Source organism: Thalassospira permensis NBRC 106175 (assembly GCF_000714555.1).
GTDB lineage: Bacteria > Pseudomonadota > Alphaproteobacteria > Rhodospirillales > Thalassospiraceae > Thalassospira > Thalassospira xiamenensis.
Genome location: NZ_AUNC01000021.1, coordinates 24,818 through 46,089 on the forward strand (window position 1 = coordinate 24,818; position 21,272 = coordinate 46,089).

General features: G+C 55.4%; 17 protein-coding genes and 1 pseudogene. 6 read left to right on the forward strand and 12 right to left on the reverse strand.

Annotated elements, in window-relative coordinates; translation table 11 throughout:
• Positions 1-49 precede the first annotated feature (49 nt).
• The 7 genes from SMB34_RS11485 to SMB34_RS11515 form a co-directional block, all read right to left on the reverse strand.
• Positions 50-1,105, reverse strand: a complete 1,056-nt coding sequence (locus SMB34_RS11485) for a DMT family transporter (RefSeq protein WP_037990261.1) — start codon at positions 1,103-1,105, stop codon at positions 50-52.
• 124 nt (positions 1,106-1,229) lie between these two features.
• Entirely contained in the window at positions 1,230-2,093 is an 864-nt protein-coding gene (locus SMB34_RS11490) for a carbohydrate ABC transporter permease (protein WP_007090529.1), read from the reverse strand.
• Complete coding sequence (locus SMB34_RS11495) at positions 2,090-2,998, reverse strand: carbohydrate ABC transporter permease (protein WP_007090528.1); 909 nt, start codon at positions 2,996-2,998, stop codon at positions 2,090-2,092. Before SMB34_RS11495 ends, SMB34_RS11490 begins: the two co-directional genes overlap by 4 nt.
• Positions 2,999-3,086: 88 nt before the next feature.
• Positions 3,087-4,352 (reverse strand): ABC transporter substrate-binding protein, encoded by a 1,266-nt coding sequence (locus SMB34_RS11500; protein WP_037990262.1) that lies wholly within the window; start codon positions 4,350-4,352, stop codon positions 3,087-3,089.
• Positions 4,353-4,366: 14 nt separating this feature from the next.
• Entirely contained in the window at positions 4,367-5,506 is a 1,140-nt protein-coding gene (locus tag SMB34_RS11505) for an ABC transporter ATP-binding protein (protein WP_037990263.1), read from the reverse strand.
• Entirely contained in the window at positions 5,503-6,288 is a 786-nt protein-coding gene (locus tag SMB34_RS11510; protein ID WP_007090525.1) for a DeoR/GlpR family DNA-binding transcription regulator, read from the reverse strand. The genes SMB34_RS11505 and SMB34_RS11510 overlap by 4 nt, the downstream gene beginning before the upstream one ends.
• Positions 6,289-6,476: 188 nt before the next feature.
• Positions 6,477-7,466: an NAD(P)/FAD-dependent oxidoreductase gene (locus tag SMB34_RS11515; protein ID WP_084716578.1), complete on the reverse strand. Its 990-nt coding sequence runs from the start codon at positions 7,464-7,466 to the stop codon at positions 6,477-6,479.
• A gap of 153 nt (positions 7,467-7,619) precedes the next feature.
• Between SMB34_RS11515 and SMB34_RS11520 the strand changes: the two genes are divergently transcribed.
• Both SMB34_RS11520 and SMB34_RS11525 read left to right on the forward strand, forming a co-directional pair.
• Positions 7,620-8,114, forward strand: a complete 495-nt coding sequence (locus tag SMB34_RS11520) for an Rrf2 family transcriptional regulator (RefSeq protein WP_037990264.1) — start codon at positions 7,620-7,622, stop codon at positions 8,112-8,114.
• Between the two features lie 152 nt (positions 8,115-8,266).
• Positions 8,267-9,193 (forward strand): LysR family transcriptional regulator, encoded by a 927-nt coding sequence (locus SMB34_RS11525; RefSeq protein ID WP_007090522.1) that lies wholly within the window; start codon positions 8,267-8,269, stop codon positions 9,191-9,193.
• Positions 9,194-9,298: 105 nt separating this feature from the next.
• Here the strand turns inward: SMB34_RS11525 and SMB34_RS11530 are convergent, their stop codons facing one another.
• Both SMB34_RS11530 and SMB34_RS11535 read right to left on the reverse strand, forming a co-directional pair.
• Positions 9,299-10,378 (reverse strand): cytochrome-c peroxidase, encoded by a 1,080-nt coding sequence (locus tag SMB34_RS11530; protein WP_051682262.1) that lies wholly within the window; start codon positions 10,376-10,378, stop codon positions 9,299-9,301.
• A gap of 179 nt (positions 10,379-10,557) precedes the next feature.
• Positions 10,558-11,142 (reverse strand): LOG family protein, encoded by a 585-nt coding sequence (locus SMB34_RS11535; protein WP_037990265.1) that lies wholly within the window; start codon positions 11,140-11,142, stop codon positions 10,558-10,560.
• A 362-nt stretch (positions 11,143-11,504) separates the two neighbouring features.
• On the opposite strand from SMB34_RS11535, the gene SMB34_RS11540 reads away from it, so the two are divergent.
• The 4 genes and pseudogenes from SMB34_RS11540 (at position 11,505) to pssA (ending at position 15,576) form a co-directional block, all read left to right on the forward strand.
• The gene (locus tag SMB34_RS11540) at positions 11,505-12,491 is read left to right on the forward strand and encodes a hypothetical protein (RefSeq protein ID WP_037990266.1); all 987 of its coding nucleotides are present in this window, start codon (positions 11,505-11,507) and stop codon (positions 12,489-12,491) included.
• Positions 12,492-12,714: 223 nt separating this feature from the next.
• Entirely contained in the window at positions 12,715-13,848 is a 1,134-nt protein-coding gene (locus SMB34_RS11545) for an Ig-like domain-containing protein (RefSeq protein ID WP_037990267.1), read from the forward strand.
• Between the two features lie 163 nt (positions 13,849-14,011).
• Positions 14,012-14,716, forward strand: a pseudogene (locus SMB34_RS11550) (phosphatidylserine decarboxylase); the annotation flags it as partial.
• Positions 14,716-15,576, forward strand: a complete 861-nt coding sequence (pssA, locus tag SMB34_RS11555) for a CDP-diacylglycerol--serine O-phosphatidyltransferase (protein WP_007090516.1) — start codon at positions 14,716-14,718, stop codon at positions 15,574-15,576. The pseudogene SMB34_RS11550 and the gene pssA, both read left to right, overlap by 1 nt.
• A gap of 62 nt (positions 15,577-15,638) precedes the next feature.
• Here pssA and SMB34_RS11560 read toward each other — a convergent pair whose 3' ends face one another.
• From SMB34_RS11560 to SMB34_RS11570, 3 genes are all read right to left on the reverse strand, one after another.
• A complete protein-coding gene (locus SMB34_RS11560; protein ID WP_007090515.1) occupies positions 15,639-16,568 on the reverse strand; it encodes a hypothetical protein in 930 nt (309 codons plus the stop codon).
• Positions 16,569-16,827: 259 nt separating this feature from the next.
• Positions 16,828-17,766, reverse strand: coding sequence for a transporter substrate-binding domain-containing protein (locus SMB34_RS11565; RefSeq protein ID WP_007090514.1), 939 nt, complete (start codon positions 17,764-17,766; stop codon positions 16,828-16,830).
• Positions 17,767-18,063: 297 nt separating this feature from the next.
• Positions 18,064-21,264, reverse strand: a complete 3,201-nt coding sequence (locus SMB34_RS11570) for an efflux RND transporter permease subunit (RefSeq protein WP_037990270.1) — start codon at positions 21,262-21,264, stop codon at positions 18,064-18,066.
• Positions 21,265-21,272: the final 8 nt, after the last annotated feature.

A 21,272-nucleotide genomic window follows, 5' to 3' on the forward strand; every position in this document is an offset into this window, starting at 1 on the left:
CAGGGTCGGACGGCCAATTTTTTGGGAGGCTGGCCGTTTGGGGATGCGGTCAGAAGAAAGGGGCTCCTGACCGCCGGGCGACCCTGCATTGGTGGCGCAACGGGGGCTTATTGTTCTTTTCGTTCTCAGGCCGGGGCAGTGGGGGCTGCCCCGGCCGGGTGGTTGCACCAAGCGCCTTCAGGCGTCTGGAATGGCGACGTTTCGAATAGGTGATCTGAACAATGCCCAGCATCACCAGAAGGGCCGAAATCCAGAAAACGCTGTCATGGGTCGGGGCTGGCGTCAGGTCAAATCGCGCGGCCAGCATTTCAAGGCCCAGAAGGATGAAAGGCAGGATACTGGTCGCAAGGATGTATTTCTCCATCCCGGCTGTCTTGATCGACCGCAATGTCAGGACCATGGCAGGACCGCGCAATAGTGTGCCAAGGATCAGACCGGCCAATATGGTCTCGATCCCGAAGAACCCGTCAAGCGAGGTATAGGGGATCGGAACCGGGCTGATAAAACCGATCAGCGGCGGGAAGATCAAAAATACCGATGCGGTAATCAGCAACAAAACCCCGGTAAATCGCAGATGCGACCACGCATCTTTGATCTGGTTGTCCGGGTGTTTTTCCGCCAGAACCGACGATGAAATCGCCGTAACCTCGGATGCCAGCATCAGCCACACTGCCGGATTGGCAAACCCGTCGGGCAGATGCCACGCAAGGAAGCCTGCCCCGGCAAGAAGGATTGCATGGCCGAACCATTCCGCCTTGCCCGGTGCGCGGCCAAGGATGAAGGCCGCGGCAAGGGCCGCCATCGGCATGCCGGTTTGTGATAAAATTCCGCTTTCAGGCGCGCTGATATAGACCAGTGCCGCGGTCCAGCTGACCCCGGTCAGAACGCGCAAAAACCCATATGCCCAGTTGATCGGCAAGGTGAATTGCCGCCACGGAATGAGCCTTCCTGGTGCCATCAGCACAAGTGCCAGCCCGCCAAAAACCAGCTGCCAGCAGGTCATGGCATAAACATCGACATCAAACGCTGTCAATGCAATCCGGTTGCACACCAGAAGCATCGCCCAGACGACTGTTGTGCTGACAAGCAGGATCAGAACCGGCATATGAAAAAACTTCAAAAGTTATGAACGTTGCCAGTCTGTTGGATTCAGGAATGAATAGCCATGCCCGATATTTAAGTGGCGTTATTCAAATTTGTATCGCCGGGTCAACGGGACAGCTTTCGGTTCATCTGATCCCGGCACGCAGAAATGCCTGAATGAACTGGCGCTGGAAAATCAGGAAGGCGATCAGAAGCGGCAAAATGGTCAGGATGGTGGCAGCACTGATCACCGAAATATCAACACCGGTTTCCGGCGCACCAAACAATGAAAGCCCCACGGTCAAGGGCCGGGTTTCCGGTGAATTTGTCACGATAAGCGGCCACAGGAAATTGTTCCAGTGGGTCGCCACCGACACCAGCGCATACGCCAGATAAACCGGCTTGGCCGCAGGGACATAAACCTTCCACAAAACGCCCATCCAGCTGCATCCCTCTATACGTGCGGCTTCTTCAAGTTCAAGCGGTACGGATTTGAAGGCCTGACGCAGCAGGAAAATGCCAAATGCGCTGGCCATATAGGGCAGGCCGATGCCAAGGGCGGTATCAAACAGGCCCAGTTTGGCAACTATGGCATAGTTTTCGACAATCAGAACTTCTGGCAGGATGAACAACTGCAACAGCACCAGAATGAAAAGGGCATCACGGCCGCGGAACGCAAACCGGGCAAAGGCAAAACCGGCCAATGTGCACAAAACAAGCTGACCCATCAGGATCAGGGACACAAGCGTAAGCGTATTGACGAAATAGCCGATCCAAGGCACGGCATTCCAGACATCAATGAAATTCTGCAAGGTCAGTGGTGCACTGAAATCAAGTGCCAGTGCACTGCCCGACGGTTGCAGTGCCGCCCAAAGGGCAAATAACAGCGGCGCAATCCAGACAAGAGCAAGAACCCATGCGCCCAGCGTATCGAGAATCCTGGCAAGATCGGGGAACCGAATATGTGGTTGGGCGATGTGTGATGGGCGGGTGTCGAGATGTACGTTCATCGGTAATGGGTCCGTTTTTCAACCAGTCGGAATTGCACGATTGCGACGATACCAAGTACTAGCAAAACCATCATGGTCATTGCCGCGGCATGCGGGCGGTCGAAATAGGCGAATGCCATTTCCCAGATCCAGTAAAGGATCAGTTTTGACGCATTGTTCGGCCCGCCTTTGGTGAGGATGAACAGATGATCGATCAGTTTGATCGAATTGATCAGCGCATTGACAAAGACGAATATCGTGGTTGGCATCAAAAGCGGCAAAAGCACCCGTCGTGTATAGGTCCAGCGACCGGCCCCTTCAATGCGGGCCGCTTCGCGGAGGTCCGGCGGAATGGTCTGAAGGGCTGCCAGATAGAAGATCATGAAGAACCCGGCTTCTTTCCAGATCGTCACGATGATGACCGCGGCCAGTGCCGTTTCGGGCTGCCCTAGCCAGTTGGTCGGTTCCGCGCCGAAAAATCCGGTAATGCGATCAATGATGCCAAGATCGGGGGTATAGAAAAACAACCATAAATTCGCCGCGGCAATCATCGGCAGGATTGTCGGCGTGAAATAGGCGCTGCGCACAAAGCTTCGTGCGGGAATATGCGCGTTGGCCCAAAGCGCCATGATCAGGGCAAAGATGATCGAAACCGGAATTGTAACCCCGGCATAAATCAGATTGTTGCCTGCCACGGTCCAGAATGTCGGATCGGCAAACAGATCAAGATAGTTTTCAAATCCCGCAAAGCTGCTGGGGCGGCGTGTTGTGCCACGGGTAAAAAGACTGCCAAAGAAGGTCGCGATGGCCGGGTAAAATGCAAACAGGCTAAGCAACGCCAACGACGGTGCCATCAGCATCCAACCGTAAAGAGCAAGTTTGCGTCTTTGTATTGCTGCCAGATCGTTTCGAGGCTGATCACCCATCGAGGCCACGTCCTGAATTCAAAAGGATTTCAAATGAAGAAAGCAAAAGGGCCGGGACGGGGGGAAACCGTCCCGGCAGCAGATCGGCTTAGTTGAACGCCTTAAGAAGACGGTTGGCATCTTCCTGGGCGTCGATCAGGGCCTGTTTCGGCGATTTTTCTCCGGTCAGGGCCGCCTGAATGGCGTTGTTAAGAGATTCACGAACACGGGCCGTTTCATAGGTCGAGAATTCCGGGATCGCGACGTTAAGCTGATCGCGGGCAATCACAGCCTGCGGGAATTCGCTGGCATAGGATTTCAGCGCGTCGGTTTCGTAGGATGCCGGGGTAACGCCGACATAACCGGTTGCAATTGACCATTCTGCGGCACGTTCCGGCGCGGTCATGTATTTGATCAGGTCAAGCGACGCGGCCTGCTGTTCCGGGCTGGAACCCTTGAACATATAGAAGTTGCCGCCCCCGGTCGGTGAACCGGGCTTTTTGTGCGCCGGAAGCATGGCAACACCGAAGTCAAACTTGGCTTCTTTTTTGACAGCAGACAGGTTGCCTGTCGAATGCCACATCATGCCGGTCTGACCCTGCACGAAAGCCTGACGAAGTGTGCCCCACTCAATCGTGCCCTCAGGCATGATCTTTTCTTTTGTGGCGAGGCCGCGCCAATATTCAAGAGCCTCGATAACGGCAGGATCATCGAAATAGGTTTCCGTTCCGTCGGCATTCATCAGTTCCTTGCCATTCTGAATGGCGAAGCACTGGAACATCCAATAAGGATATCCGGTGGACGGAACCATCAGACCCCATTTGCCGTCTTTGGAAAGCGCCTTGCCCGCGGCAACCATTTCTTCCCAGGTCTGGGGTGGAGTTTCAGGATCAAGACCGGCTTCGCGGAACATGTCCTTGTTGTAGTACATGACGATGGTTGAACGCTGGAACGGGATGCCCCAGGTTTTGTTGTCGACTTTGCCATTGGCCATCAGCGCCGGATAGAAGCCGTTAAGCCATTCCTTGTCTTCTGCGGTTTTGACAACATCATCAAACGGAATGATCAAATCCTGTTCGATCAGGTCATAGACATCGATCGAAAACATCACCGAAAGCTGCGCCGGATCGCCGCTTTTGATTGCAGAAACCGCACGCAGTCGGGTGTCGTCATAGTTTCCGGCATAAATCGCATTGACCTTGACGTCGGGATGTTCGGCTTCAAAACCGTCAATCATGCCGTCGATTACTTCGGTCAACGCACCGCCAACGGCGATGGGGTAATACATTGTCAGTTCGGTTGCGGCAAAGGCCGGGGTTGCCGCCGAAGCAAGCAGACCGGCAGCAAAAGCGGCACTGGTAATGGAATTACGCATCGGTTTCTGTCCTTTTACGATGTCGGAATTGCTGAGTGATTGGTCGTCGTAACAAAAGATTTTTGCGTTGCATGGTCGTTCATCGCCGCCGAAAGACGATGACCGTGTTCGCGATCAAACCAGTGGGCAGCAACGCCAGCCCAACTGAGCGAGACTTGTGTCCCGGGCGAAAGATGCACACGACCGGGCAGGCGGGCCGTTGTCCCGTCGGTTCCGTCTATTGACAGATAGACAAAGGTTTCCGGTCCCAGGAACTCGCTGGATATGACCGTCGCGGAGAGGCCCGAAGCACTGTTTTGCTGGTCGGTATCAAGTTTGATGTCTTCGGGTCTGATGCCGACAATCAGATTGTCGGGTCGTGCACCGCTTGGTAGGGCGTCGGACGGGATTGCGGTTGCTGGCAATAGCCCCATTGGCGGGCTGCCGACAAAGCTTGCAGCAAAGGCGGTGGCGGGTTTCAGATAAAGGTCTGCCGGGGTTCCAGCCTGCTCGATACGGCCATTCTTCATCAGGATGACGATATCTGCCATGCTCATCGCTTCGGTTTGATCGTGGGTGACATACACCACCGTGATGCCAAGGCGTTGCTGCAGGTCGCGAATATCCTTGCGCACGGAATGCCTCAGTTTTGCGTCCAGATTGGATAGTGGTTCATCCATCAGGCACAGCGGATGCCCGGCAACGATGGCGCGTGCCAGTGCAACCCGTTGACGTTGTCCGCCCGAAAGTTCGGCAGGCTTGCGTTTCTCCAACCCTTCCAGTCCGGTCACACCGAGCGCATCGGCTAGGCGTTTCGCCATTTCAGCCTTGGCGCATTTGCGAACCTTCAGGCCAAAAACAATGTTTTCTGCGACGCTAAGGTGAGGAAACAGCGCATAGGATTGAAACACCATGGATAGCTGTCGTTTTGACGGCGGGACTGCGGTGACGTCCTGATCTTCAATCAGAATGCGACCCTGATCGGCGGTTTCAAGACCTGCAATCAGACGCAGCGTGGTTGACTTTCCGCAGCCGGAGGGCCCCAGCAGAACAACAAAGCTGCCGCGCGGTATATCAACGGAAAGGTCATGAACACCGTTTCCACCGTCAAAAATGCGTGAAACATTTTCGATCCTGATAAAGGGTCTTTGGGTGTCGGGGGTCTGAGACGTCATTTGAGAGTTTCGCCTTTTGCTATTTGCAGCCGGTCGAGGATGTCCTGGCGCTGGAACAGGGCGTTAAAATCACCACCGGGTTTTTGATCAATGACGATCATGTCGGGATCGGTGAGGTGCCCGCCCTTGGCCGGGGCCGGGCGACCGAATTTCGATTGATCGGCAACCAGAATGGAATTTCGGCAGTTTCCAATGATCGCCTGACGCAAGGCGACTTCGCGATGGTCGAAGTCGGTCAACGTTCCGTCGGTTTCAATTCCACCAACACCGAAAATACCGAAATCAGCTTTGTAGTTATGGAACATCTCTTCGGCGTCCGGTGTGATCAGGTCACGATCGGGCAGACGCACAGTGCCGCCAGGAATAACGATCCGGTTGCTGGTATTTGTGCCCAGCGCCATCGCGACATTCAGATTGTTGGTGATGACGGTCAGGTTGCGATGATCCGCCAGATTAAGCGCCAGCAATTCAAGTGTGCTGCCGATCCCGATCAGGATTGATGCCCCGTCGGGAATTTTCCCGGCAACATGCAGCGAAATGGCGTGCTTGGCGGCAATGTTGGTCACCTGGCGATTGTCATATGACAGGTTCATGCCCGGCTCGCCGGCGTATTCGGCCCCACCATGGCGTCGGCGCACCAGATTGGCGTCGCTTAAAATATTGACGTCGCGACGCACGGTTTGTGGTGTGACTTCAAACTGGTCCGCCAATGCATCAATGGATGCAAAGCCATCACGGCGCAGAATATCGATAATATGGCGTTGCCGGATTGAGATGTTCATCTGATCGCTTGATTTGTTGTTTTGAACATAACCGCGATCATATAGAGCTTCGTTGTCACTAAGATTTCAGAAGAGTGACATTCGTATGAATGTTGTTTTCGGTCCTTCTCCAGTATGATTGCGGCCACCGGGATGCCCCGATGGCCGGGTGAAAATCATGTCGCGAGATTGCTGTGATTGCGTTTCAACTATGTAAAAATCAACGACTGATGCACCCCAACCCCGGCCAGAACGCCCGCGGCCGAGGCCAGTGTGGCATTGTGGCGCGCGGTGGCGGCATCACCAGCGGCAAAGACGCCGGGGATGCTGGTTTCCTGTGATGCGTCGACCTTGATGAACGGTCCGGCAAGGCCTTCTTCGAACCTGCAACCCAGCATTTCCGCAAGTGGATTGGTCATTGAAACAGTTGGCCCGGCAAACAGGGCCTGAATGGGTTTGGTGCGCCCGTCGGCCAGTTTAACGGCATCAAGTTCGGGGGCGGTGCCGATCAGTTCGACTATCGGGCTTTGTTCAATCGTGATGCCGCGCGTATCCATCTGTGTGCGGATTTCAGGTTCCGGTTCGTATTTCCCTTGGGTGAAGAAGGTCGTTGGGCCCCAGTCCGGGATCATCATTGCCTGATGGGTGGACATCGGGCCGGTTGCCAGCACGCCAAGTTCCCGGTCACGAACTTCGTAACCATGGCAATAGGGACAATGCAGCACGGTTTTGCCCCAACGCGGCATCAGACCGGGAATGTCGGGCAGGGTGTCAACCACGCCGGTAGCAAGGATCAGGCGGCGGGCCTGAAAGCGGCGGCCATCTTCCAGCGATACCTTGAAACGGTTGCTGTCTTCGTCCCCGGTTCCGGCGGTGTCCGGTTCCAGTCGGGTCGCGGTTTTTGCCATGCCATGCGCAATGCTGACGGTGGGATAGGCGCGAATTTGCCCCATCGCCAGACGGGCAATTTCATCCGGGCTTTTGCCATCCATCCCGAAAAAGCCATGCGATGCCGCGGCGAAACGGTTGCGCGGCAATCCGGCATCAATGATGCAAATCTCTTTGCGGGCACGGGCCAACTGCATGGCAGCGGATAAACCGGCAAAACCGGCACCGATGATGATCGCGTCATAAAGTTTTTGCGAGTCCGGCATCGAAACTGAATGGCCAGATGATGAGGGTGCGAATGTATCGGACATATCGGGGCTCCGTACGGTAACTGAAAATGAATCATGTAACTTTATAAGTATCGTGATTTTGCAATGTCAAGGGTCTTGAAACTTTTGGTGTTGCGAATATGCGCCAAAGCCCGATAGTCTGGCCGTGATATTGCCAGACCAAGGAAACCATCAATGCGCCGTGACAGTCGCCTTTCCCGCATGTTGCACGTCCTGATCCATATGGATCGGTTTGGCGGGGCGATGACGTCCGACATGATTGCCCGGATGCTTGATACCAATCCGGTTGTGGTTCGGCGTACGATGGCAGGGTTGCGCGATGCCGGTTATGTGCGATCCGAAAAGGGGCATGGCGGCGGATGGGTGATTATTCGCCCGCTTTCGGAAATCACGTTTCTTGATATCCATAACGCGCTTGGCAATCCGTCGATCTTTGCCGTGGGGGTTGCGGTCCAACATCCCGAATGTCTGGTTGAACAGGCGGTAAATGCCGCCCTTGGCAGTTCGTTTGACGCCGCCGAGAAACTTTTGCTTGAGCGGTTTGCGTCGGTCACGCTGGCCGATCTTGCCACTGACGTCGATCAGCGCTGGCCGACCGAGCCCGATGGCAAATGGACCGGACCGGGCAGCATTTTTGAACATCTGCCTCAGTCCGGCGATCCCGAATAATCATACCTTGCAAATACTTGTGGCTCTATGTCTGTGCCCGCGCAACCATGGCTTGCGGGATCGGCGGTGATCCAATAATGAATAACAACGGGATTTTTTGATGATCCGTTATTCAATCCTGTATCGCGCCCCACCACCAACCGAGGCCCCCGATGACAACCAAAAAACCGGACTGGGATCATATACGCGTGTTTCTTGCACTTGCGCGCACCGGCAGCCTCAGGGCGGCCTCTCAGGAGCTTGGCGTCAGCCAGCCGACATTGGGGCGGCATTTGTCCGCCCTTGAAGATGTCGTCGGCGTGGTGCTGTTTGATCGCCTGCCAGAAGGATTGCGCATGACCGAAGCCGGGCGCGATTTACGCCCGCGCGCCGAGGCGATGGAAGAAGCCGCCTTTGCCTTCCATCGGCAGGGCGATGCGATATCGGGCATTCGCGACCGGCAGGTTCGCCTGACCGCCAGTGCGTGGTCGGCCCTGTTTCTGGCAGGTCAGATTGATAGCAAACCCGATGGGCTTTACCTTGAAATCCGGCAATCCGATGATACGCAATTGCTGACCAAGCGCGAGGCGGACTTTGCCGTCCGGCATGGTTTGCCTTTGACCGGGGATTTCATCACCAAGCGGCTTGGCACGATTTCATGTGCTGTCTATGCGACCGAAAGATTGGCGTACGATATGCGGGGTATGGGACCGGATCGGGTATTTGCCAATGCACCGTGGATCTGTTTTTCGGAAGAATTCGACCTTTATGAAAGCCAGCGCTGGTTGCTGGCCCATATTGACGGCAATAAACCGTTATTTCGCGCGGGCAATACCGCGATGCTGCAAAATGCATTGCGCACCGGGATCGGGGCGGGAATTTTGCCGTGCTTTCTGGGGGACAGCGACCCGGCACTGGCCCGGGTTTCGCGCCCGATCGAGACGCTGGATTCTGATATCTGGCTGATTGTTCATCGCGATCTGCGTGCGGCCGAAGGTATCAAACAGGCGACCAACTGGGTTGCCGATATGTATAAACGCCGGGTGATGCAGTTATCAGGTGCACGGGCCTCTGGCGGTGAGGGAATGGAACTGAAATAGGCAAAAGAAATGCCGCCCGGGTTGTGTCGGGCGGCAGGTTCGCAAAGAGCGTGTCGGGGTTCGCACCTTTGCGGCTACTTTCTGCTTTTCCACACCCCTGTGGGATCAGTTTGCGACCATTGCGGCCGGTTTGGGTGTGGTTTTGCTGCTGACCGGCAGGATTGGATATTCCACCCGCGGCGCTTCCCCGGTCAGGGTCATGAGGAAGGCGGTAATCGCCTTGATCTGGCTGTTGTCAAGTTCAGCACCAAGCTGGCTTGATCCCATGATCGCAACCGCCTGCTCCAGGTCCCAGACCTTGCCGGAATGGAAATAGGGTGCGGTCAGTTCGATATTGCGGAGCGGTCCGGCGCGGAACACATAGTCATCCGTTGCCGTCTGGGTCACGGCAAAGCGGCCCTTGTCACCGGGCGGCAGGATTTCCGCACCCGGCTGTTCGACAACACCGAACGGATAATAACCGGTGCCACCGACATTCACACCGTTATGGCAGGATGCACAACCGGTATCGATGAACAGTTCAAGTCCGGCCATTTCGGTTTTGGTCAGGATGGCATCGTTTCCTTCGAGGAACTGGTCAAACCGTGATGCCGGGGTGATCAGGGTTGCTTCGAACGCCTCGATCGCCTTGGCCATGTTGTCAAACGTTACCGGGTCGCTTTCACCCGGGAAGGCGTGGACGAATTTCTGGACGTAATCGCCCATGCTTTTCAATACCTCGACAACGCGTTCGGGGGTGCTTGCCATTTCAACTCCGGCCTGAACCGGGCCCTTGGCCTGTGCCTTCAGGTCTTCCGCACGTCCGTCCCAGAACTGTGCTTCGTTAAACACGGCATTCAGAACGGTCGGGGCGTTACGCGGGCCTTTCTGCCAGCCATGACCGATGGATGTTTCAAGGTTGTCATCCCCGCCCATGCCCAGATTGTGGCATGTATTGCACGAAATCAGCGCACTGGCCGACAGACGCGGATCAAAGAACAGCATCTTGCCCAGTTCGACCTTTTCGCGTGTGACCGCGTTGCCTTTGACGGCTGGTACCATTGACGGAATGACTTCGAAATGCTCAAGGGCCGTCTTGCGCAAGTCAGAAGGTGATAGTGGTTCTGCTGCAAGGACGTTCCCGGCGACCCCCAGCATGGCAGCAATGGAAACAAGGCTGCCGACCAGACCACGATACGATTTCATTTGCTCTCTCCCAAATGATGGTGGTTCGGGAAGTAAAACAGGCGGCAAATGCAATCACGATGATATATGTCAAGTGCCTAAAATAAATGTAATATCAGTATGTTGATTGGAATTTTACAAAGAAAAATCCGCAAGAATCGATATCTTGCGGATTGGATATCCTGGCCGTTTAATCGGGCTTAAAGAAGCTTTTCACGCGGGTCGAATTTAGGGGCGGGTTCGGCTTCAAGCTGTTCGAAAACCTGATCAAGGGTTTCGGCAACCGTAAACAGATTGCGGTTGCTTTCACGTGCAAAGCCGTCTTCGATAATGCCATCAATCATATCAAGGCATTTGTCCCAATATCCAAGGGCGTTCATGAACACCAGCGGCTTGTCATGGATGCCAAGCTGGCGAAGGGTTAGCGCCTCGAAGGCTTCGTCAAGGCTGCCAAGGCCACCGGCAAGGGTGACGAACGCATCCGAACGTTTGAACATTTCGACCTTGCGTTCATACATGGATTTGCAGACGATCAGTTCGCTAAGCCCCTTATGCCCGACTTCGATGTCATCCAGATGGGCCGGGATGATGCCGACCACCTTGCCGCCATTTTTCATGACCGCATCGGCAACTGCGCCCATCAATCCGATACGGCCGCCACCATACACCAGTGTTATGCCGCGTTCGGCCATCATTTTGCCAAATGCAATCGCGTTTTCCATGTGCTGGGGGTTTTTGCCGTTCGAAGCGCCGCAAAAAACACAGATCGATTTAACTCTTGTCATGGCAACCTGCCTCTTTGTTGTTATCTCGCAGGTAACTCTCGCCTGAACATCGCGCCATGTGGATGGTGCGTTTGTCGTCTGGCGACGTGGCCCGTCTATCTGCCGAGCATAGCCTATTGCGCGGTCACCCGGTCAATAGTTTCCTTTGCGAAGTTCCCGTGACATCGGGTTATCGATATCATGTGATCCTTGCCGCATTTTTGCCTTGGCAATCGCCATGATCGGGCGCGATAAGCCGAGGTGATTTTTTCGCCGATGGTTAACAGGTTCTGAACCTGATTGTGGGATGGCTATTCGCATCTGTGCGCAGGCCATGTTCGCGCAGGTTGAAATGAAACAACAAGAAGGCAGGATCGCCCAACGTGTTTGTCGACAGTCCCTTTTGGCTCGCCATTCTGGTGTCTGGTGTTATTACCACGGTCTTGATGCTTGCCCTTTGGCTGGGCCTTGACCGGGCCCTTGCGCGGCGCATGGTGCTGGCTGCGGTTATTCCGGCGGTGGTGGTTGCCGTCCCGGCGGCCATCGGTTTGCCTGCAACCGCCCGGGGCGGTGTGGGGGCAGCACTTCTGATGCTGGTGCTGGGCGGCGTTTGCGGCGCTATCCTTGATTTCGCACATTTGCGTGCGCGCGCTTGCGCGATTGTCGCAATTTTGTTGATGCTGCTTGGCGGCTGGCTGGTTCTGGTGGCCCCGGTTACCGGGCTTTTGTATCATCCGGGCGGCTTGGTGACGCTGGTGTGGATCACCTATATCCTGATCGGTGCGTCCTTTTTGTGGGTGACGCGCCCCAATTTTGAAGAGGACGAAGACCCGGCTGTGACCAAGGGCAGGGGCAAAAAGAACGGCAAATCGGCAAAATCCGCCAAAACATCGACAAAATCTGTTGTTACAAGCGACGAGGATGCGGCGAAACCGGCCCCGGTTGCGACCTTTGTCGCGCTTGCCATCGGGCAGGGGATTATCGCCGCCCAGTTTGGTCTGCACGATCATGTGGTGTTTCTGGCCGGTCTTTCGGTGGCCCTGTTGGTGGCGCTGATTTCCGAAAAGGCCGCCCCGCAATATCGCGCCGCCTTGTGGTTGGCGATCAGTACCGCCCTGATGGCAAGCGCATCGGGTGTGATGCTGGCGGCGCCGGGGGCGACATTTGCAATGGCGGTTCTGGTTCTGGTGGTGTTTGCCGGGTCGGGGGCGGCGCGGATTGCCGCCCATTTGCCTGCCGATATGGGCGCTAATGCTGGTGCGGGCGGTGCGGTTCTGGCGATGCTGGTGCGGGTATCGGTTCTGGCGCTACCAGTGCTTGTGGCGGCACTTGTGGCCTATATCGGGGCGACAATGCAGGCCATTCCGTAAGGAATTCGGCACAAGGCTTGACCAACAGCGCTGATTCTATTCATCTTTGCCTAACTGTTGCACTGTAATCTCGGTTTGTTACGTTATGGAAACTGTGTTCCGAAAGTAGTACAAGGTTCTAATTAACGCGTCGGGCGGGGCGTTTGGGGGACTTAATGACTGATAGTTACAAGGTTTCGACGCCGCCCGTAATAATCATAACCACCGTTCAAGGATATTACCGGTGAAAAGACCTTATATCCTCGTCATCATTGGCGTCCTGCTGATTGTCGCTGCGATCTCGTTGAATTATATGCTGACACAGTCGGCAGATGAAGCCGATACACCGGCAAGAACAACAGCACCGCCCGCCGTGACACCGGATGCCGGAAATACGCCGCAGGTCGCGCCGGAACAAACCGACGCCGCACCCGAAGTTCGCACGCCGAGCTTTGACGTTGTGCGCATTGGACCAGATGGCAATGCCGTGATTGCCGGTCGCGCCGCCCCCAACAGCACCGTGCGCATCCGCGAGGGTGACGAAGTCATTGGGCAGGCAACCGCTGATGAACGCGGGGAATGGGTGGTTTTGCCTGATAAGCCGCTGGCAAGTGGTGACCGGGAATTGTCGCTTGAATCCGAAGACAGCACTGGCGAAGTCTATAAGGGCGATGACAATGTCGTGGTTCTGATCCCTGAAAAACCGGCATCAGGCGAAGCCGCAACGGCCGAACAGTCCGGTGACGCGGCAAAAGACGATGACAAGGCAGAACAGCCGATCATCGCCATGCGCGTCCCCAAGAAAGGTGGTGCCGCGAGCGTCATGCAGGGCCCGGCCCCCGAAGATATGAGCGAAGAAACCGCGCGTGAACTGGCCCAGGCGATGCCGGAAGGGGCGGAAGTTCCCGCAGCAGCGATGCCGCGCCTGTCGATTGATGTTGTCGATTATGACGAACAGGGCCGGGTTGCCATGTCTGGCAAGGCCGATGACAACACCAGCATTCGCGTTTACCTTGACAACAAATTTGTCGGCAGTGCCTCGACCGGGGATGACGGCAACTGGGCCCTGACAATTGGCGAACCGATTGAGCCGGGCCAGTATCAGTTGCGCGCCGATCAGCTTGATGCGTCCGACAAGGTGACCGCACGTGTTGAACTGCCGTTTGAACGTGCCCGCCCGGATCAGATTCTGGAGCCGGGGACACGTTATGTCGTTCAACCGGGCAACAGCCTATGGCGGATTGCGCGCCGGACCTATGGTGATGGTCTGCAATACTGGGTGATTTACAACCAGAACCGCAAACAGATCCGTGATCCCGACCTGATTTATCCGGGCCAGATTTTTGCGCTTCCGGAAAATGGAACCGCCCAGCAGTAATTGCTGTTCTTTGCGAGGGGCAAAACACATGATAATGGTGTTTTGCCCCTTTTTTTATTCAGGGCCTTTCGGGTTGCGTTGCCCTTTGTCATCACTAGATGCTAAGAACGCGACCAACCGGTAGTATCGATACCGTCATTGTTATGCCCATACCCATGGCAACCAGGGAATAAAGACTTTGAAATCTGTTCTTGTGCCGATCAATCCCGAAGGCTGGAAATTCGTTGCGATTTTTGCAGCGATCACCGTGGTTCTGTTTCTGATTGCCGAACCGCTGGGCTGGATCGGTGTGATCCTGACACTCTGGTGTGCTTATTTCTTCCGCGACCCTGACCGTATTACCCCGGTTGACGAAAATCTTGTCATTTCCCCGGCGGATGGCCGCGTCTGCATGATTTCCAAGGCACCACTGCCCAAGGAACTTGAACTGGACGACAAAACACCGCGTACCCGCGTTTCGATTTTCATGAATGTGTTCAACGTTCATGTGAACCGTTGCCCGGTCAATGGTGAAGTCGTTGGCGAGGCCTATGTGCCCGGCAAATTCGTTAATGCCGAACTCGACAAGGCATCGGAAAGCAACGAACGCCAGATCCTTCTGGTGCGTGACAGGGAAGGTCGCGAGTTCGGTGTTGTCCAGATCGCGGGTCTGGTAGCACGTCGTATCCTTTGCGATGTCGGTCGTGGTTCGCAGCTTAAGGCGGGCGAACGTTTCGGCCTGATCCGTTTCGGATCGCGGGTTGACGTTTATCTGCCCGAAGGTGTCGAACCCAAGGTCATCGTTGGCCAGACCACGATTGCGGGTGAAACCATCCTTGCCGATATTGCGGCCAAGGGGGGTGAAGCGGCCGTCGGGGAGATTCGCTAATGGCAGGCGGCATCCGGCAAGATCATCGCCCCCGTCGGTTCAAGGCATTATCGCTCAGCCGTCTGGCGCCGAATGTCGCGACCCTGATGGGGATGTGTGCGGGGCTGACGTCGATCCGTTTTGCGATGCAGGATCGATGGGAAGCCGCGGTTGCCGCCATCCTGATTGCCGGGATCATTGATGGCCTTGACGGTCGTCTGGCCCGGATGCTGAACGCGTCAAGCCGTTTTGGGGCCGAACTTGACAGTCTTTCGGACTTTGTCTGCTTTGGCGTTGCGCCTGCGATGATGCTGTATTTCTGGTCGCTGCATGAATTCGGACCGGTCGGCTGGGCCTTGTCGCTTCTGTTTGCGGTGTGCATGGCGTTGCGTCTGGCACGGTTTAATACCCAGATGCTGGGTGAACCGGAATTACCGACATGGGCTTATCGCTTTTTCACCGGCGTTCCGGCCCCGGCGGCAGCCGCTCTTGCGATGTGGCCGATTGTTCTGACCTTCCAGTTCGGGCGGGGCGTTTTTGACAGCCCCTATATCGTCGCACCATATGGTGTTCTGATTGCCGGACTGATGGTTTCGCGCATGCCGACCTTTTCGTTCAAAAAGGTCAAAATTCCGCGGGCGTGGGTTTTGCCTCTGATGCTGGCATTCGGGGCGTCTGTGGCGTTTCTGGTGTCCTCGCCGTGGTTGACCCTGTCGGTGATTGCCGCGGTCTATTTCGCAACCTTCCCGCTGTCCTATCGGTCCTATCGCCGGATGGGCGTTGAAAACCAGCAGGAAGAAGTCCGAGCCGAGGAAGAAGACGATGACGGTGAACCCGACGACGATCCCGACGAGGGACTTAACAGGGTCCACCAGAACTGATCACACCCGATCAAGACTTTCCCAGGCACCGTTTTTACGGTGCCTGTTTTGTTTTACGGATGTCATTGCATCGCGGATGCAGGGACATCACGCGTTGTTTTGAAATCACGCAGTGTTTCGTTGAAACGGGCACGGTCGGCGTGACCGAGATAATCGACATAATATTCAAGCCACGGCATGTCAGGATTGCTGGCAAGGATGTCATTGATCTTGGTGATCGCACCGATCCCGGTTGATGACCGGTTGCACGCAATGGCAAGATCAAGCAATCGCGGCATTCCCCCGATAGGCAGTGCAACCGTATCGGATGCTTTGCCCTGTGCCCGGCGATGGAACTCGATTTCCACCGGAAAGGCCAGCATCCAGTCGATCCTCCCCATTTCCAGCATCAGAGGAAAACTTGATTGATTGTCGGTGCGCAGAACATTGGGGGAATCAATCGCCTCTGCCAGGATGCGATCAATATCGGGTCCATAAGACCGCGATTTAGCCAGCGCGGTATAGCGCGACGTGTCTCCCAGCAGGGCTTCAAGGTCAATCGTGCCGTCCCCGAACATATAGGGCTTGAATGACACCAGCGCGCTGTCGGGGACGACAACCGACAACGGCAGAAGGGGGGCGACGGTGTTGCTCAGGATGAATTCGCGCGCCCTTTCCGGGGTATTTTGCGTTCCGGGAATACAGACCGTCTGGCCGGTATCGTCGGTCATGCGCATGGCGTCATATGCACTGCGGCGTGGCAGGATTTTCATCAAATGATGATATTCGGGCATACGCTCGATAAACCAGTCCAGCATCTGCGCGCCATAACCATTCAAGCGGTCTTCGACCTTGATGAAGCCCGGCATGTCTGCATCAATCGCCCAAACGATATCGGTTTTGGTTTCAGGGGGTGATGGCCGCACGTCCTGCGCCATCACGCCCGATGGCTTCAAGGCCAGCAATGCCAATAATCCTGCAATCATCAGAGAACTGAAAAGTCGTCTGCCCATGCCAAGTCTTCCGATCGCCAAGATGCGCGGTTCGATGTTTCGATTTGTGCTTATCCAAAGGTGGTGGGTTGGTGGTGAGGATCAATAGCCATACGACAGAAAATTGCGCCATAAATCCCATTGTTATGGAATAATTTCCGGTTTTTGGGGGTTTTGATGATCGGAATGTGCATGGTTTTTCCAGCCCCCTTCATGTCATGTCGGTCACTTTAGGATAGGATGTGTGCGCATTCTGTCACCGGCTAACACGACGCTGATGCTATTTGGTTGGTTGCAGTAACGCTTCGAACTGTTTGGGATCAATGTATTGCGCGCGGGCCGAAAGGAACCATTCGCGGTCCTGGGGGGAAAGCCACGCGGCATAGAAATTTGTCCAAGGCATATCAGGATTGGCATCGACAATCTGGTTGATCCGGGTGATGGCCTGTTGTCCGACTGGTGTTTTGGCGCAACCGATTGTGGCTTCCAGCAGATTGGTGTTACCGCGGATTGGCAATGATTTGATCTGCTGGTGTGGTGTGACATCGCGGCGGTAAAATTCAGCTTCGGACGGAAAATAGAATATCCAGTCGATCCGCCCCATTGCCAGCAACCTTAAAAGTTTGCTGTCGTCGGCCACCGGCATGATTTGCGGGGCTTTGCGATATCGTTCGACATAATTGTCAATCAGCGCCCCGTAGGAGCGCCCGATCCGAAGGGCGGTGGCCATCTCCCGGTTTGCCATCAACTGTGCAAGCTGAATATGACCATCTTCATCCATGAACGGTTTGAAATTCTGCTCGTCCCCGGCGCGGATAACGACTGAAATCGGCAAGTGCAAAAGAATGGTTTTGGCAAAGCTGATATAGTTGCGGCGTTCGTCATTCGGGATCAGGGTGGTACTGCATCGGGCATTGTTGTGCTCGTTTTCCGGGTTGCTGCTATCACGCATTTCTGCCAGAAGCCGTGCCAAGGGGACTTCCTGAATTCTGTGCTGATAATCCCCCAGTCGCGAAATAAACCAGTTCTGGGTATCGGCGGCATATCCCGTCAGTTTACCATCTTCGGAGATGAAGGCGGGCGCAAATGGCGGCACTGTCCAGATCAGTGTGCCTGGCACATCGGCATTGGCCGTTGCTGCCATAAAGGGCAGGGCTAAAAGCCCAGTCAGGCCGGAAATTGCACCACATCCAAGCCGGAACTTCATCCGCAATCCCATGTTCAGTTCCCGAGTTTACAAGGATCGTTATTGTTTTGTCGTCAGGATAGTACCCAACTCATTATCAAATTATGTAAGGAGTCCTATCCGAACGAAGGATTTATCCTATCACTTGGGGCGGTTGTGAAATGCGGTGAGTGCTCCATCGAACTATGTCCTGACGCTCTGGATTTTATGGTGTACCCCCCCAAAAAAAGCGACCGGCCCCCGGTGCGTAGCTGGGGGCCGGTCAAACCGCGCGGCGGGGTCGGGGGGAATGTCGCGCGGTTTTTACTGTTATGTCTGGCGTGGTCGGGATTATGACCTATGGTCGGCAGATTGTGGCGTGCCGCCCTTGCCAAATTTATCCGCCATCCGTGCCTTTAGCTTCCGCCAGCCGATCCCCGCCTTGTGGCGCATCATCAGTGCGGAGGGGGTAAAGACCAGTGTCAGCACGGTGGCAAAGGCCAGACCAAACGCGATGGATGTCGAAAGTTGCACCCACCACTGGGTCGAAGGGGCACCAATCGACATGGAACGTTCGGCAAAGTCGATATTGATCTGTAACACCATCGGTACCAGACCAAGGATCGTGGTAACTGTGGTCAACATCACAGGTCGCAAACGCTGTGCCCCGGTTTGCAGAATCGCGGTTTCGATACTGTCCGCACTGTGTTTGAGCCGGTCGAAAGTATCGATCAGAACGATATTGTTGTTCACCACGATCCCGGCCAGTGCCACAACCCCGATCCCGTTCATAACGATGGAAAACGCTTGTCCCGTGATCATCAGCCCCAGGAAAACACCCGCCGTTGACATGATGATTGCCACCATGATCAGAAGCGAACTTGAGATGCTGTTGAACTGGGTGACCAGAATGACAAACATGATGAACAGCGCAACCGAGAAGGCATTTTTCAGGAAGTCTGCCGACTTTTGCTGCTCTTCATCCTGCCCCTTGAATTCGACCGAAACGCGCGGATCGATATCAAGGTTTTTCATCCATGCCTTGACCTCCTGCACCTTGGTGTCGACCAGGATGCCTTCGGCAACGTCGGCCTTGACGGTCAGGGCGCGGCGGCTGTCAACGCGTGACAATGTCCCGGTTTTGGGTTTTGCGGTGCGTTTGACGAAGTTGGCCAGCGGCACCAGCCCCTTGTCGGTCACGATCTGAAGGCTTTGCAGTTCTTCAAGGGACCTGTGTTCGGCCGGGTAACGACCGACAATGTCGATTTCCTCGGTCGAATCATCCGGGCGATAGGTTGAAAAATTGATCCCGTTGGTCACCAGCTTGATCACATTGCCGATCTGGTTGATGTCCGCCCCGAATTTCAAGGCCTGCGCACGGTCAACCGTGTATTCCCAGTCAATTCCCGGAGGCGATTTGCCGTCTTCGAAATTGTAAAGACCGCCCATCTCCTGCAATCCGGTCATGATTTTGGTCGCGGTTTCATCAAGTGCATCGGGATAAAGCGACCGCAGCTGAATCTGGATATCCTTGCCTTGCGGGGGGCCTGCTTCGGCGGCACGAATTTCGATCTGCAAGCCAGCCAGATCGGCGGTTTCTTCAAGGATGCGATGTTCGATCTCGGTCGCCTTCGGGCGTTTCTGCCAGTCGGCATATTCAAGCTGGATGACACCGATCACGTCTTCGGGGGTGTCGTTGCCGCCGCTGCTTGCACTGCGGCCGGAACGGGCATAGACGGTATCGAACCAGTGTTCGCCTTCATGCTTGGCGTCAAGGCCAAGAATGCGATCCTCAACTTCCTTTAACAACGCATCCTGTTCGTAATAGGACATATTGCCGCGTGCGCGGACCTGAACGGCGGCGACTTCGGGCTCGACCGCCGGGAAGAACTCCACCCCGCGACCAAATATACCAAATGCCGCCCAAACCCCGATCAGGATGACAAATGCCATCGGTACAACCAGCCAGTGGAACCGCAACGAGCCTTTAAGCAGACGGACATAAAAACCTGTTCCGCCCTTAAGATCGCGCAAACGATCCATCCGGCCCGCGGCAACCGCGTCCAATGCCTCGCTTGAGGCAGAGCCGGGCTTGCCAAACCATGCGCCAACCGTGGGCACAAAGATCAGCGCCATTACAAGCGACGCGGACAGGGTAAACAGAACCGTGATCGGCAGGAATTTCATGAATTCGCCGACGATATCGGGCCAGAATGCCAGTGGCAGGAAGGCGGCAAGGGTTGTTGCCGTCGATGCAATGATCGGCATCGCCATGCGTTTGGCTGCTAGCGGATAGGCCTGCTTGCGCGGCAATCCATCAAGCATCTTGCGATCGGCATATTCGGTAACCACGATCGCGCCATCCACCAGCATCCCGACCGCCAGGATCAGACTGAACAGAACCACGATATTGACCGTCATGCCCAGTGCCCAAAGCACAAGGATTGCTGTCAGGAAGGAACCCGGAATGGCAAGGCCCACCAGAAGCCCCGACCGCCAGCCCAGCGACCAGATCACCACCACCATGACTAGCAGGATCGCAAGGATAACACTGTTCTGAAGGTCGGTCAGCATGGTGCGGATATCTGATGATTTATCCTGCGAATAGCTGACCGTGATATTGGGTGGGAAGGATTGAGCCGCTTCGGCGGTGACCGACTTTATGTGGTCAATCACATCAATGATGTTTTCGCCAACACGTTTGGAAACCTCGATCGCGATGGCCGATTGGCCGTTCAGACGGGCAAAGCTTTCGGCATCCTTGAAGGTCCGGCGGACTTCGCCGATATCGCGGAAATGGATCACCGAATCCCCGTCAACGATAAGCGGCATGTCAAGGATGTCATTGACTGTTTCAAACAGGCCGGGAACCTTGATGTTGAAGCGGCCCGATCCGGTATCGATGGCCCCCGCGGCCACCAGCGCGTTCGAATTGCGCACCAGCGATACGATATCAACTCCGTTCAGGCGATAGCTTTCCACTTTCATCGGATCGATGACAAACTCGACCAGTTCTTCGCGGTTGCCGGCAAGATTGGCTTCGAGAACCGCGGGTATACCTTCGATATTGTCTTTCAGGTCGCGTGCCAGACGCAGCAAGGTCCGTTCAGGCACATCACCGGCAAGGGTGACAACCAGAACCGGGAATAGCGACAGGTTGACCTCGTGAACTTCGGGATCGTCGGTATCGGTGGGCAATTCTGACTTGGCAATGTCGACGCGTTCGCGCACATCGGCAAGGGCGTCGTCGATATCAACATCGGAATAGAATTCAAGCGTGACCGAGGCGCCGTCCTGATAGGATTGCGATGTCATTTCCTTCACACCTTCGATGGTGCGAAGTTCCTGTTCCATCGGACGTAGCAAAAGCCGTTCGGCATCTTCGGGCGAAATGCCGTCATGATGCATCGACACATAAAGGACCGGGATCTGCACATCCGGGTCGGCTTCCTTGGGGATCGCGTTGTAACCCACCCAACCGGCTGCCAACAGCAGGATCAGGGTCAGGATAACGGTGCGCGAACGGTCAAGCGCAATATCAATGAGGGACATGTTTCTGT

Excerpts from the sequence above, each read along its gene's own strand:
- SMB34_RS11515 (WP_084716578.1), bottom strand. The coding sequence starts at position 7,466 with ATGTCCGATACATTCGCACCCTCATCATCTGGCCATTCAGTTTCGATG.
- SMB34_RS11570 (WP_037990270.1), bottom strand. The coding sequence starts at position 21,264 with ATGTCCCTCATTGATATTGCGCTTGACCGTTCGCGCACCGTTATCCTG.
- SMB34_RS11535 (WP_037990265.1), bottom strand. The coding sequence starts at position 11,142 with ATGACAAGAGTTAAATCGATCTGTGTTTTTTGCGGCGCTTCGAACGGC.
- SMB34_RS11565 (WP_007090514.1), bottom strand. The coding sequence starts at position 17,766 with ATGGGATTGCGGATGAAGTTCCGGCTTGGATGTGGTGCAATTTCCGGC.
- SMB34_RS11520 (WP_037990264.1), top strand. The coding sequence starts at position 7,620 with ATGCGCCGTGACAGTCGCCTTTCCCGCATGTTGCACGTCCTGATCCAT.
- SMB34_RS11490 (WP_007090529.1), bottom strand. The coding sequence starts at position 2,093 with ATGAACGTACATCTCGACACCCGCCCATCACACATCGCCCAACCACAT.
- SMB34_RS11505 (WP_037990263.1), bottom strand. The coding sequence starts at position 5,506 with ATGACGTCTCAGACCCCCGACACCCAAAGACCCTTTATCAGGATCGAA.
- SMB34_RS11495 (WP_007090528.1), bottom strand. The coding sequence starts at position 2,998 with ATGGGTGATCAGCCTCGAAACGATCTGGCAGCAATACAAAGACGCAAA.
- pssA (WP_007090516.1), top strand. The coding sequence starts at position 14,716 with ATGGCAGGCGGCATCCGGCAAGATCATCGCCCCCGTCGGTTCAAGGCA.
- SMB34_RS11530 (WP_051682262.1), bottom strand. The coding sequence starts at position 10,378 with ATGAAATCGTATCGTGGTCTGGTCGGCAGCCTTGTTTCCATTGCTGCC.
- SMB34_RS11500 (WP_037990262.1), bottom strand. The coding sequence starts at position 4,352 with ATGCGTAATTCCATTACCAGTGCCGCTTTTGCTGCCGGTCTGCTTGCT.
- SMB34_RS11525 (WP_007090522.1), top strand. The coding sequence starts at position 8,267 with ATGACAACCAAAAAACCGGACTGGGATCATATACGCGTGTTTCTTGCA.
- SMB34_RS11510 (WP_007090525.1), bottom strand. The coding sequence starts at position 6,288 with ATGAACATCTCAATCCGGCAACGCCATATTATCGATATTCTGCGCCGT.
- SMB34_RS11485 (WP_037990261.1), bottom strand. The coding sequence starts at position 1,105 with ATGCCGGTTCTGATCCTGCTTGTCAGCACAACAGTCGTCTGGGCGATG.
- SMB34_RS11560 (WP_007090515.1), bottom strand. The coding sequence starts at position 16,568 with ATGGGCAGACGACTTTTCAGTTCTCTGATGATTGCAGGATTATTGGCA.